The sequence below is a fragment of the Pseudarthrobacter sp. 1C304 genome (assembly GCF_052245515.1).
Classification (GTDB): domain Bacteria; phylum Actinomycetota; class Actinomycetes; order Actinomycetales; family Micrococcaceae; genus Arthrobacter.
The window spans coordinates 107,726-120,240 of the sequence record NZ_JBQQCH010000001.1 but is presented as its reverse complement, the minus strand read 5'-3'; the positions used below and the strand labels follow the sequence as shown (position 1 = coordinate 120,240).

At 68.1% G+C, this 12,515-nt stretch carries 12 protein-coding genes; 5 read left to right on the top strand and 7 right to left on the bottom strand.

Annotated features, from left to right (window positions below; all coding sequences use genetic code 11):
• Window positions 1–12: 12 nt before the first annotated feature.
• Window positions 13–522 carry a large conductance mechanosensitive channel protein MscL gene (gene mscL / locus ACTWQD_RS00580; protein ID WP_443194272.1) on the bottom strand — a complete coding sequence of 170 codons (510 nt, stop codon included), beginning with the start codon at window positions 520–522 and terminating at the stop codon, window positions 13–15.
• A gap of 159 nt (window positions 523–681) precedes the next feature.
• Here mscL and ACTWQD_RS00575 point away from each other — a divergent pair, with 159 nt between their 5' ends.
• Genes ACTWQD_RS00575 through ACTWQD_RS00565 form a run of 3 tightly spaced genes read left to right on the top strand, consistent with a single transcriptional unit; the run spans window position 682 to window position 3,975 of the window.
• Window positions 682–1,641, top strand: coding sequence for an ABC transporter ATP-binding protein (locus tag ACTWQD_RS00575; RefSeq protein ID WP_443194271.1), 960 nt, complete (start codon window positions 682–684; stop codon window positions 1,639–1,641).
• Window position 1,642: 1 nt separating this feature from the next.
• Complete coding sequence (locus ACTWQD_RS00570; RefSeq protein WP_443194270.1) at window positions 1,643–2,815, top strand: ABC transporter permease; 1,173 nt, start codon at window positions 1,643–1,645, stop codon at window positions 2,813–2,815.
• Window positions 2,812–3,975: an ABC transporter permease gene (locus ACTWQD_RS00565; RefSeq protein ID WP_443194269.1), complete on the top strand. Its 1,164-nt coding sequence runs from the start codon at window positions 2,812–2,814 to the stop codon at window positions 3,973–3,975. Before ACTWQD_RS00570 ends, ACTWQD_RS00565 begins: the two co-directional genes overlap by 4 nt.
• A 34-nt stretch (window positions 3,976–4,009) precedes the next feature.
• Here the strand turns inward: ACTWQD_RS00565 and ACTWQD_RS00560 are convergent, their stop codons facing one another.
• The 3 genes from ACTWQD_RS00560 to ACTWQD_RS00550 are packed head-to-tail and all read right to left on the bottom strand — an operon-like array spanning window position 4,010 to window position 8,009.
• A complete protein-coding gene (locus ACTWQD_RS00560) occupies window positions 4,010–5,797 on the bottom strand; it encodes an ABC transporter permease (protein ID WP_443194267.1) in 1,788 nt (595 codons plus the stop codon).
• Window positions 5,798–5,835: 38 nt separating this feature from the next.
• Window positions 5,836–6,903, bottom strand: coding sequence for an ABC transporter ATP-binding protein (locus tag ACTWQD_RS00555; RefSeq protein WP_443194266.1), 1,068 nt, complete (start codon window positions 6,901–6,903; stop codon window positions 5,836–5,838).
• A gap of 5 nt (window positions 6,904–6,908) precedes the next feature.
• Window positions 6,909–8,009 (bottom strand): extracellular solute-binding protein, encoded by a 1,101-nt coding sequence (locus tag ACTWQD_RS00550; protein ID WP_443194265.1) that lies wholly within the window; start codon window positions 8,007–8,009, stop codon window positions 6,909–6,911.
• Window positions 8,010–8,270: 261 nt separating this feature from the next.
• On the opposite strand from ACTWQD_RS00550, the gene ACTWQD_RS00545 reads away from it, so the two are divergent.
• Window positions 8,271–8,663, top strand: a complete 393-nt coding sequence (locus ACTWQD_RS00545; protein WP_443194264.1) for a nuclear transport factor 2 family protein — start codon at window positions 8,271–8,273, stop codon at window positions 8,661–8,663.
• Window positions 8,664–8,716: 53 nt separating this feature from the next.
• Window positions 8,717–9,760, top strand: coding sequence for an FAD-dependent monooxygenase (locus ACTWQD_RS00540; RefSeq protein WP_443194263.1), 1,044 nt, complete (start codon window positions 8,717–8,719; stop codon window positions 9,758–9,760).
• A 6-nt stretch (window positions 9,761–9,766) separates the two neighbouring features.
• On the opposite strand, the gene ACTWQD_RS00535 is transcribed toward ACTWQD_RS00540, so the two are convergent.
• The 3 genes from ACTWQD_RS00535 to purB form a co-directional block, all read right to left on the bottom strand.
• Window positions 9,767–10,270 (bottom strand): GNAT family N-acetyltransferase, encoded by a 504-nt coding sequence (locus tag ACTWQD_RS00535; RefSeq protein WP_443194262.1) that lies wholly within the window; start codon window positions 10,268–10,270, stop codon window positions 9,767–9,769.
• A gap of 94 nt (window positions 10,271–10,364) precedes the next feature.
• Entirely contained in the window at window positions 10,365–11,033 is a 669-nt protein-coding gene (locus ACTWQD_RS00530; RefSeq protein WP_443194261.1) for a histidine phosphatase family protein, read from the bottom strand.
• A complete protein-coding gene (gene purB, locus ACTWQD_RS00525; RefSeq protein WP_443194260.1) occupies window positions 11,030–12,472 on the bottom strand; it encodes an adenylosuccinate lyase in 1,443 nt (480 codons plus the stop codon). Before purB ends, ACTWQD_RS00530 begins: the two co-directional genes overlap by 4 nt.
• Between the last annotated feature and the right edge of the window lie 43 nt (window positions 12,473–12,515).

The following is a 12,515-nucleotide window of genomic DNA, read 5'->3' as shown; positions in this document are numbered from 1 at the left end:
ATTTTGCGCGGCCTAGTGGCTGCGCCCGCCCGCCGCTTCGACCGGGCGTCCGCTGTCCCCGCCGGAGGGTCCGCCGGCGGTGCGGCGGGCGGCCACGCCGTCGGTCCGGGTGTGATCCGCAGCGGCGCCCTGGGCCAGCAGGTCACGGATTTCCGCCAGCAGCGCCGTGTCGGCCGGGAGCGGCTTCTCTTCCGGCTCCGCCGTGGCGAGGCGCTTCTTGACCAGGTGGTTGATGCGGTTCATCGGCGCCACGAAGATGAAGTACACCACGGCGGCCGTGATCATAAACGTGATGAACGCCGTGATGACTGCTCCGATATTGACGAACGTCTTGTCATTGCCCGGCCAGATCCGGAAGCCCAGCCCGCCGGTCTCCACACCGCCGGCTGCCGCGATGATGGGGTTCACGATGTTTGAGGTGAAAGCGCTGACCAGGGAGGTAAACGCGGTGCCCATCACCACAGCGATGGACAGTTCGATCACGTTGCCGCGCAGGATGAAGTCCTTGAATCCTTTGAGCATGGGGTCCTCCGGGTGCCTCGATGTACTCTGTGTGCCGCGCCCCGGAAACGGGGAATCAACCGCTAGACGCTATCACTTCTGGCGGCCGGTCTCCCGTCCCTGGGCGATGGTGGCTAGTCTGGACACGTCGGGGCAGCAGAGGCATCGGGGGGATTGCTGGTGGAAGCAGTGCAGGTACAAACCAGGGACGTGCTGGACGTCAGCGGACTCGTCCGCCGCTACGGGGACCTGACCGCCGTCGACGGCGTGTCCTTCCAGATCCGCGCCGGGGAAACGTACGGGCTGCTGGGCCCCAACGGCGCCGGCAAGACCACTATTATTTCCATGGTCGCCGGCCTGATCCCGGCCGACGAGGGCACCGTCCGCGTGGCTGGCCGGGACATGACCCCGTCCGAGACGGACGCCAAGCGGGACATCGGCCTGGTCCCGCAGGAACTGGCCATCTACCCGGACCTGACTGCGCGGGAGAACCTGAAGTTCTTCGGCCGGCTGCAGGGGCTCGCCGGCAAGGACCTCACCCGGCGCACCAACGAGGTGCTAGAACTGATCGGCCTGGCCGACCGCGCCGGGGACCAGACCAAGAAGTATTCCGGCGGCATGAAACGCCGGCTGAACATCGGCATCGGGCTGCTGCACCGGCCCACGCTCCTGATCCTGGACGAGCCGACCGTGGGGGTGGACCCGCAGTCCCGCAACTCCATCCTCGAATCCGTGGAAAGGCTCTCGGTCGAAGGCATGGCCGTCCTGTACACCACCCACTACATGGAGGAAGCGGAGCGGCTCTGCGACCGGATCGCCATCATCGACGAGGGCCGGATCCAGGCCGAGGGCACCCGCGATGAGCTGATCACACTCACCGGCGGGGTGGACCGGATCAACCTCCGCGGCGGCGGCAGCACGGCCCGGGCCGCGGACGCCCTGCGCGGGCTGCCCGCCGTCCAGCACGTCGACAACGACGGCTCCGGGCTCATGCTCACCGTCAGTGACGGGCCCACGGCCCTGGCCGGGATCGTCACCGGCGCCGGGGCCGCCGGCATGTCCGTGACATCCGTTGAGATCGTCCGGCCCGACCTGGAATCCGTCTTCCTGCACCTCACCGGGAAAGCGCTGAGGGACTGACATGCGCGGACTGTGGACCATGGTCGCGAACGATCTGCGCCAGCGCATCCGGGACAAGTCGGTGTTCATCTTCTCCCTCATCGTCCCGCTCGCCCTCATGGGCGTGTTGAGCCTCGTGTTCGGCGGCCTCGGCGACGACACCGTGGACCTGCAGCCGGCCACCGTCATCGCCAGCGCGGACGACGCCGGGCCGCTGGGCGCCGCGCTGCTCGGCGCCGTCGATTCCCTCGAGATCATGGACGTGACCGTCAGGAACGTCCCGGCCGGGGAGGTCCACAGCGAGACCCAGGCCAGCGGGGCCGCGCTCGGCATCATCATCCCCGCCGGTTTCAGCGACGCCGCGCTGTCCGGCCGGCCCGCAGCGGTCCAGCTGGTCGAGGGCAACGGCGCCGCCCTTGAGACGGGTGTGCTGGTCTCTGTGGTCCAGGGAATCGTGGACCAGTTCGCCGCGGGGACGGTCACCGCCGCCGCCGGCGGCGCGGCCGGGTTGCCGGACGAGGAGCTCGCGGCCTTGGCCCGGGAAGCCGCCGCCGGACCGCCCCTGCTCACCCTGGCCGAGGGGCAGGCCGCCGCCGAGCAGCTCTCCCTCCGCGGCACGCTCGTCGCGGGCCAGGCCGGCCTGTTCCTGATGTTCACGGTCGGTTTCGGCGTGCTGGGCCTGCTGGCCGAACGGGAACAGGGGACCCTGGCCCGCCTGCGCTCGATGCCGGTCACCGGCGGGGCGGTGATCGCGGCCAAGGCCTGCACCGGTTTCATCCTGGGCGCCGTCGCCACCACCGTCCTGCTCACCGCCGGGTCCCGGCTGTTCGGCGTCTCCTTCGGCTCTCCGCCGGTGGTGGCCGTCCTGATCCTCAGCGTCGTCACCGCCGCGACCAGCCTCACGTTTGTGGTCGCGCGGCTGGTCCGCACCGCGGAGCAGGCCAACGTGGCACAGTCCATCCTGGCCATGGTGCTGGGCATCGCGGGAGGCGCCTTCTTCCCGGTCCAGGGCACCGGATTCGCCGCAACGCTGCTGGACCTCAACCCGATCGGGGCGTTCATCAGGGGCCTCGGCATCTCCGCCGGCGGCGGAACCTTCGGCGACGTGGCGGGCCCGGTCGTGGTGATGCTGGGCTTTGCGGCGGCCGGCCTGGTCCTGTCCCGGATCCTGCCGAACCGGGGAGCCCAGGTATGAGCGCCGTGGCCGCGATCGCGTCCGTGGAACTGCGGCGGTTCCTGCGCGACAAATCGAACATCTTTTTCGTCTTCGTCTTCCCCCTGGTGCTGATCCTGCTGCTTGGTTCACAGTTCGGTGCCGGCAGCGGGCAGGCCAGGGTGGCCATTGCCGGCCCCGGCTCCGCTCTGGCCCAGGCACTGACCGCGGAACTTGAGTCCGCCGGCATCGAGGTCACCGCCACCGGCGCGGACGCCGCCCGGGCGGACCTCAGCCGCGGACGCACCGACGTCGGATTGTTCCTTGACGACGCCGACGGCAGGGCATACGACGCCGGGCAGCCGGCGCAGCTCGACGTCGTGATGGCCCCGCAGTCCTCCGGCCAGGCCGTGCTGCAGCAGGTCCGCACCGCCGTGCAGGCGGTGGGCCTGGACCGGAGCCAGCTGGCTGCACTCACCGGCGCCGGGGTTCCCGGCGGGCAGGCCGGCGCCGCCCTGGCACAGGCCGCCGAGCAGGTGACGGTGCCGACCGTGCAGGTCGTGGACACCGACGACGTCGTCCAGGACTTCCAGGGGCTGGGCAAGTTCGACCTCGGCGCGTCGCAGCAGCTGCTGCTTTTTGTGTTCCTGAGCTCGCTCACCGGTGCGGCCACGCTGATCCAGGCCCGGCGCTTCGGTGTGATCGGGCGGGTCATGTCCGCCCCCGTATCCAGCGGCCAGGTGGTGGCCGGGCAGGCCCTGGGCCGGTTCGCCATCGCCTTCGTCCAGGGCGGCTTCATCATGGTCGGCACTGCGCTGCTGTTCGGCGTGGACTGGGGCAGCCTGTGGCTGTCGGCCCTGGTGCTGGTGCTGTTCTGCGCCGTCTCCGCGGCCGCAGCGATGATGGTCGGTGCCGTGATGGACAACGACACCGCCGCGTCCGGCGTCGGCGTGGGCGGCGGCCTGGTGCTGGGCGGGCTGGGCGGCTGTATGGTGCCGCCCGAGTTCTTTCCCGCCACCCTGGCCGCGGTCTCCTACGCCACCCCGCACCGCTGGGCCTACGACGCGCTCGCCGACATTCAGCGCCACGGCGGCACCCTGGCCGATATCCTGCCCCAGCTCGGGGTGCTCGCCGGCATGGCCGCGGCGCTGCTCCTGCTGGGGGCCTGGCTCCTGCGGCGGAGCCTCGGCCGGGCCCTGTAACGGCCCGGCCGTGCGCCGCAGCTAGAGAACGCAGTTAGGGCACGCGGACGGATTCCGCCGGTGCGGCCTCGACCATGACCGGTGCCGTTCCGCCCGTGCTGTCCCTACCAGTGCCGCCCGTCCCCGCCTTGGCGGACTTGCCCTTCTTCCGGCCCGCCCGGCCGTAGACCAGGTACATCGTCACGCCCGTGATGACCATCAGCAGCACCGTGTAGACAAAGGTGTTGGAGACCCCGTCCACGCCCTCGGCGCCGTCCGTGTTCGCCTTGATCACCAGGCCGAGGGGCTGGTACAGCGGGTGGGCCAGGAAGATGGCGGTGTCGTAGTCGTCCAGCATGCTGTTGAAGTTGAGCGCCGTGATGGCAGCCGCGGCCGGCAGGACGATCGGCAGCAGGATCCGGCGGAACACGTACAGCGTCTTGGCACCCATGATCCCTGCAGCTTCTTCCAGCGAGGAGTTGACCGAGGCGAAGGAGGCCTTGAGCATCCGCAGGGTGAAGGGGATCTTGACGGTCACGAAAGCGATCAGCAGGATCACCGTGGTGCCGGTCAGGACGGCGCCGCCCACCAGCGGGTTCGGGTGGTCGTAGCTGAGGATCAGGCCCAGGGCGAGCAGGGCGGAGGGAAGGATCCACGGGATGTGGAGCAGATACTCCACCGCCGACGTGACCCAGTTGCGGTACTTCTGCAGGAGCCGGGCAACAAAAAGCAGGCCTCCCACGGCGATCAGCGCGGCCAGCGCGCTGTAGACGATGCTGATGATGAACGGCCGAAGGCCCGAGGGCTGGGTGAGGACACGGACGTAGTTGTCGAACGTCAGGGCCCCCGGTGACAGCCGGCCGGTCTGGATCGCGGCGCCGTCGGCGAAGGAATACAGCACGATCAGCACCACGGGCAGCGTGTAGATGGCGAACAGCAGGTACGCCGCGACGTGCACCGCGGCGTTGGCCACCGGGTTGCGGATCTGCTGCTTCTGCAGCCCGGCGGAGACTTTGGACACCGAGAAGTACGTTCCGCCCTTTTCCAGCCTGGTCATTCCCGCCAGCATCAGCATGGTGGCCACGCCGAGGATCACGGCGAGCAGGGCCGCGAGGTCCCTCGACGTCGGGCTGTTGCTGAACGTGAGAATCATGGGGGTGATGGTCTGGAAGTCCCGGCCGCCGAGGACCTGCGGCGCGCTGAGTGCTCCCAGCCCGGTCAGGAACGACAGGACGGTGACGGCGAAGAGCGTGGGCTTGAGCATTGGCAGGACGATCCGCCGGAGGATGGTCCAGGTGGAGGCCCCCATGTTCCGCGCCGCTTCGATGGTCTGGTAATCCACGCCCTTCAGGGCGTTGGTGACGAACAGCATGTGGTTGGTGGTGGTGGCAAAGGTCATGACCGCCAGGACGGCAAAGAACCCGGAAAACCAGCCGGGATCCATGCCGGGGAACAGTCCCACCAGGAAGCCGGTCACGATGCCCTTGTCCCCGTAGATGAACTTGTAGCCCGCCGCCAGCACAATGCCGCCGTAAATGAAGGTCGTAGCGTAGCCGAGGAACAGGACCCGCGAGCCGCGGATCTTGAAGTACTGGGTCACCAGCACAATGAAGATCCCCACCACGTTGACGGTGATGGACAAGGCGACGGCGAGCAGGAAGCTGTTGCCCAGGGATTTCATGGCCCGCGGGGAGGAGATGAGCTTTTCCGCGGCGCGTCCGGAGAAGTTTCCGTCCGGGAAGAAGGTCTGGATCAGCACATTCGCGTTGGGCCAGACGAGGAATGCCGCGATAAACCAGGTCAGCACCACGCCGGCGACCAGCACTGCGGGGGACCGGAACATGCTCCGGATGCTCCGGCCGTTCGAGCCGGCCGCCGCGCTCACAGGCTGGTCGCTTCCTGCAGCCGGTTGCCGAGCGAGGCGCCTGTTTCCGGGTGGTACTGCAGGACGTGGGAGGGCTGGACGTACACCGTGGCCTGGCTGCCCGTGGCGGGGTGGGTTCCGCCGTCCTCCTTGACCAGCAGCCGGATGTCGGCGCCGTGGCAGCGGACCACGTACCGGCTGTGCAGGCCGTGGTAGGTCTTCGAGATGACGGTTCCCTGCACGGGCACGGCCGCGCCGCCCCCGCCCGCGGGATCAAGGGACGCCTTTTCCACCCGCAGGTAGGAGTTGGCCGCGGGATCGAGGCCGGAACCGGACTGCCGGTTCAGTTCCTCGACAAACCCGGACGTCAGCCGTGAACTGTCCCCGATGAAATTGCACACGAATTCGGTGGCCGACTCGTCGTAGATGCTCTGCGGCGTGCCGATCTGCTCCACCACCCCCTTGTTGAAGACGGCCACCCGGTCGCTCATGGCAAGGGCCTCATCCTGGTCGTGGGTGACGTAGACCGTGGTGATGCCGAATTCGCTTTGGAGGTCCTTGAGCTGCTGCCGGAGCTGGTGGCGCAGTTTCGCGTCCAGGTTCGAGAGCGGCTCATCCAGCAGCAGGATCTTGGGCTGCAGCACCAGCGCCCGGGCGACGGCGACGCGCTGCTGCTGCCCGCCGGACAGCTCCGCCACGTTCTTGCGCAGCTGTTCCTCGGACAGGTCAACCCGGCGGGCGATCTCGCGGACGAGGCGGTCAGTGTCGGCCGGCTTCTCCTTGCGCACACGGAGGCCGAATGCGATGTTCTCCCACACGCTCATGCTGGGGAACAGCGCATAGTTCTGGAACACCATGCCCACCTGGCGCTTGTCGCTGGGAAGCCGGGTGACGGCCTTCCCGTCGACGTAGACCTCGCCGGCGGACGGCTCGATGAACCCCGCCAGTGTGCGCAGGGCGGTCGTCTTGCCGCAGCCCGAGGGGCCCAGCAGCGTAAAGAATTCCCCCGGCTCCACCTGCAGATCGAGGCCGGGGATGGCGGTGAAGTCGCCGAACGTGACCTCAATGTTCTCGAAACGGATCATGGCGGTCAGCTCATGTATTCAAGTTCGATTTTTTCGACCCAGGCGCCCATGTTCTTCTGCACGAAGTTCCAGTCGATGTCCTGCTGCTTGAGCGTGTTGAAGAATTCCACCACCTCGGGCTTGGCCGAGGCCACGGCGGCCTTATTGACCGGCATCGAGTTGAACTGCTGGGACCATTCGCCCTGGACCTGTGCGCTGCCAAACCAGTCGATGAACTTGAGGGCTTCATCCTGCTTGTCCGTTCCATTGACCAGGGCAACCTGCTCGATGGCCAGCGGCACCCCTACGGACGGCATGACGGTCTCGACATCGACGTTGAACGACTTCTCGCGTTCGGGGATGACCGAGGAGGCCATCTGCCCCATGTCCGTCTCGCCCGAGGCGATGCGGGCGAAGAGATCGGTCTTGGCCACGGCCGGGGTGCCGTTCTTGAAGTACTCTTCGATCTGCTTCCAGCCCTCCTCCGAGACGCCCAGATCGCCGGCGTCGTCCTTGTAGCGCGTCAGGATTCCGGCGAAGACCAGCTGTGCTGTTGCCGTGCCAAGGCCGGTGACCCGCTCGTAGCGGGATTTGAACTCGTCCCGGGTCCAGAGGTCGGTCCAGTCCTTGGGGGCCTGGTCCGCGCTGAACTTCTCGGTGTTGTAGCCGAGCAGGATTGCCTGCTGGACCAGCGGCCAGTAGGCCTTGCTGTCGGACTGGTCCCCCTTGGCAGTGTCGACTTCGGCGGCCCAGGCGGGGGTGAACGGTGCGATGGCACCGGCAGCCTTGATCTGCTCGAAGTACATGTTGTTCAGCCCGAAAGCCACGTCAGCGATCGGGTTGTTCTTTTCCGCGATCAGTTTGTTGGTGGCGTCCGCGCCGCCGGCGCCGACAATCTCAATCTTGAAGCCGGCTTCCGCGGCCTTTGCAGTCAGCCATTCACCACGGCCTTCACCGTTGGAGTTGGTGTAGACGACAAGTGTTTCTCCGGAGGGCGGTCCGGACGGCGCGACGGCGGCGGGCCCGGTGACTGCTCCGGAGGAGGCAGGGGCAGCAGCGCCCGCGCCGCAGCCGGAAAGAAGGGTGACGGCGACGGCGCCGGCAATCAAAGTTTTCAATCTGCGCACGAGTGGGACTCATTTCTGAACGGGGCCAGGTGGCATTTGTCCGGCCAGCCTATAGGGGAGAAGACCGGAATCGGCGGTTATGGCCATCAAGTTGATGAAATACCTTTGGCCTGGCATCCGAGTCTGGTGGGTCCGGATGAACATCCTGCGCCCTGGAACCCAACCCGCAGTGAACATGCGGCCCATCGACAGGTCCATGGACCGGGAATAGCCTTAATTCGTCCCACCAAATACCCGACAAGGATGACGGAGGTGCCCGAAATGGGAGCCGCAGAGAATGCTGAACTGGTCCGGCGGGGGTACGAGGCCTTCAACGCAGGGGATATGGCGACCCTTGGCGAGATCTTCGCCGAGGACGCAGTCTGGCACGCCGCCGGGGGCGGCGTGCTCTCGGGAACCAAACAGGGCCGGGATGCTGTGCTGGCCTATTTCGGCGAGCTGGGGGCGCGCAGCCAGGGTTCGTTCCAGGCCGATGTCCAGGACATCGTCGGCGGGGAGGAACACACGGTCGCGATCCAGCAGAACCACAGCGAGGCCAACGGCAAGACGATCGACACGGGCACCGTGATCGTGTTCGTGGTCCGCGACGGAAAGATTGCCGAAGGCCGCGAATACTCCCAGGACACCGCCGCCTGGGACGACTTCTGGGCCTGACCGGGCGGCAGGCCGGTCAGGGAACGCGGATGCACCGGCCGTAGACTCGGGGCATGGAGGATGTATCGGTTGTCGGCGGCGGCATCGCCGGCCTGGCGGTCGCCGCATGCCTTGACCCGGAGCGCTTTCGGGTGGTCGTCCACGAGCGGCGGGAGGAGCCGCCGTCGGTGGAGACGTCCCTGGCAATGTGGCCGGAAGCCCAGCGTGCCCTGGCTCAGGTGGGTATTCTCCCCGGAGTCCGGCAGGCCGGCTCGGGGTTCGGCGGCATGGCACTGCGGAACGAGTCCGGCGACGTCCTGCTCTCGGCCCGGCCATCGGGCGTCATTGGCGTGTCCCGCGCGGACCTGCTCAAGCTGCTGGCCGCCGCGCTGCCCGCCTCGGTGGTCCGGGCCTACGGCCCGGTGGCGTCGCTGCCGCGGCCGGGACTGGTGGTCGGCGCCGACGGGGTGCACAGCATTGTCCGCCGGAGTGTCTGGGGCGACCGCACCAGTGCCAGTCTCACGCCCTATCTTACGCTGCGCGGCATCATCGACGGGACGGTCCCGCCTGGTGGAGGCGGGGAGTACTGGGGGCGCGGTCAATTGTTCGGCATAGCGCCGGCATCACGTGGCCGGACCTACTGGTATGCCTCCTACCGGTCGGACCTGGGGCCCGCCGGCGTCGACGTGGACCAGGCACTGGCCATCACGCGTGCGCGATTTTCCCGCCATACTGACGCTATCGACCGTGTCCTGATGGCCGCGGCGCCGGCACAGACGCTGGCCCAACGGGTCTGGACAGTGCCATGTCCGGGCAGCTACCAGCGGGACGGTGCGGTGTTGGTGGGCGATGCGGCACACGGCATGACGCCGAATCTGGGGCGCGGTGCCTGCGAGGCGCTGATCGACGCGGTAACACTCGCCGATCTCCTCAATACCCGGCCGCTCCCGGACGCCCTCCGGTCCTACAACCGGCGGAGACTTTTGCGCAGCCAAGTATTGCGCGTGGCTTCGTCCGCCATGGCGCGGCTGGCGCTGGCGGAAAAGGGCCAGCCGCTGCGCGACGGCATACTGCGGCTGGCCCATAAGCCATGGGCCGCTGCCGCCGTCGAACGCTGACGCAGCTCAGGCCATGGCAGTATGTGCGGCGCTGTGGGAGTCGATGGACTTCGCGTAGCAGTAGGAGTGTTCCAGCCCGATGTACGGTCCAAAGTTCGGCACCGGCGTGAACCCGGAGTTCTGGTAGAACTGCCGGCCGTCCGTCTGCACCGAGCCGGCCTCCGCCGTGATGGACGTGATCCCCATGGCATGGGCGTGTGCCTCCAGGGCCGCGAGGATGGAGCTGGCCACGCCGGAGCCGCGCATGTAGGGGAGCACATACAGCCGTTTGATCTCGGCGGTCCTGGCATCGAGGATGCGCAGGCCGCCGCAGCCCACGGGCTGCCCGGACGCCTTGTCATGCGCCACAAGGAACACCGCCGTGTCAGCCTCCGACGGCGGGGGCCCGGGTTCGTGGTCGCTGGTGCCGAAGCGGGCGTCGAGTTCGGCCTGCTGGGCGGCGCGGAGGTCCGCGCCCACAGGGTTGGCCCAGGTGACCTGACGGATGTTGAGCCGCGGGTTGGTCTGCATGGCTGCCTCGCTTCAATGAAGGGTTATGCAGATCAAGGCTAGGCAGCGCCGGTTTCGGCTGTGTTTCCTGTGCGTAAGGGTTCGGAGAACTCGGCTAGGGCGTGCCGCCGGTGGGGTCTTCCGCCGTCGGGTCCGCCAGCGCCAGGCCGCCCACGGGGCTGTCGTCCCAGTGGATGAGCCGCCAGCCGGCGTCGGGGTCCCCTGCCAGGGCCACGATCCCGGTGTTGGCGAGGACATGGCGGGCGGCAAAGTCCGCCTCCACATTGCCGGCCCGCAGGCCCGTCCACACTCGGATCGCGGCTCCGTGGCTGACCACGGCCACCGTCCCGGCATTTCCTGCGGCCGCTGACGCGGCGATCCGCGCGATCGAGGCGTCGTAGCGCTCGAAGAAGTCGTGCCCGCTGGGCCCGGCCGGCATCCTGCGGTGCAGTTCCCCGGCCGCCCAGCCGAACACCGTGCCGAGGTAGCGGAGGTGCGATTCCTTGTCGGTGAGCTTTTCCAGGGAGCCTGCTTCGATCTCGTGCAGGCCCTCCAGCACCTCGACCGTCAGGCTGCGCGCGGACGCCAGCGGCGCGGCCGTGATCTGCGTGCGGATCAGGGTGGACGCGTAGAGGAGGTCGATCTGCTCATTCGCCAGCGACCGCGCCAGGGCGGCGGCCTGCCGCTCACCGAGTTCGGTCAGCCCTGGGCCCGGGTGGGCGGTGTCCAGCTGGCCAAGGACGTTGCCCGGCGTCTGGCCGTGGCGGATGAGCAGGAGCCTCATGCGAGGTGGTCCACCAGCTTGTCCGCAATGCCGGTGTAGGTGCCGGGGGTCAGCGCCAGCAGGCGGGCCTCGGCGTCCGCGGACAGGCCCAGGCTCTGGACAAACTCCTGCATCCGGGCCGCGTCAACGCGCTGCCCGCGGGTCAGGTCCTTGAGCCGTTCGTACGGGTTTTCCATGCCTTCGACGCCGGCGATGGCCTCCGCGCGCATCACCATCTGGATGGCCTCACCCAGGACTTCCCAGTTGGTGTCGAGGTCCCCGGCGAGCACGTCTTCCGCCACCTTCAGGCGCTCCAGGCCCTTGGCGACGTTGGAGATGGCCAGCAGCGAGTGGCCGAAGGCGACGCCGATGTTGCGCTGCGAGGAGGAATCGGTGAGGTCGCGCTGCCAGCGCGAGGTGACCAGGGTGGAGCCCAGGACGTCCAGGAGCCCGGAGGAGATCTCCAGGTTGGCCTCGGCGTTTTCGAAGCGGATCGGGTTGACCTTGTGCGGCATGGTGGAGGAGCCGGTGGCGCCGGCGACCGGGATCTGCACGAAGTAGCCGATCGAGATGTAGCTCCAGATGTCCGTGCAGACGTTGTGCAGGATCCGGTTGAAGCGCGCGACGTCGGCGTACAGCTCCGCCTGCCAGTCGTGGCTTTCGATCTGGGTGGTCAGCGGGTTCCACGTGAGTCCCAGGCCCTCCACGAAGCTCTTGGCAACGTGCTGCCAGTCGGCACCGGGAACGGACGCCACGTGGGCGGCGTACGTGCCGGTGGCGCCGTTGATCTTGCCGAGGTATTCGGTCCGGGCGATGCGGTCCAGCTGGCGGCCCAGGCGGTGCGCGATCACAGCCAGTTCCTTGCCGAGGGTGGTTGGCGTGGCCGGCTGGCCGTGCGTGCGGGAGAGCATGGGCACGGCCCGGTTTGCCTCCGCCATGGCGCTGATCTGCGCGACGAGCTTGCGGGCGGCGGGAAGCCAGACGTCCTCGACGGCGCCCTTGATGCCCAGGGCGTAGGAAAGGTTGTTGATGTCCTCGGAAGTGCAGCCGAAGTGCACCATGGCGGTCAGGTGCTCGATGCCGATGCCGGGCAGGCGCCTGCCGATGTAGTATTCGACGGCTTTGACGTCGTGCACCGTGACGGCCTCGATGTCCGCCAGCTCGGCCACCGAAGCGGCGTCGAACTCGGTGACGATGGCGCGCAGCTTCTCCTGCTGCCCGGCGGTGAGCGGTCCGGCGCCCGGCAGCACGTTGTTGCCGGTCAGGTGGATCAGCCATTCAACCTCGACGGCGACCCGGTCGCGGTTGAGCGCGGCCTCGGAGAGGTAGTCGACCAGCGGCGCGACGGCGGAGGAGTACCGGCCGTCCAGCGGGCCGAGCGCGATCTGTTGCGGGGACGCGGCGAGGGCCAGGCGTCCGGACGGCGTGCGGGTATCGGCTGTGGCGGCAGTTTCAGGCATGTCCCGATTCTTTCACGAAGTCCCGCCCGGCCTTAAGCGCGCG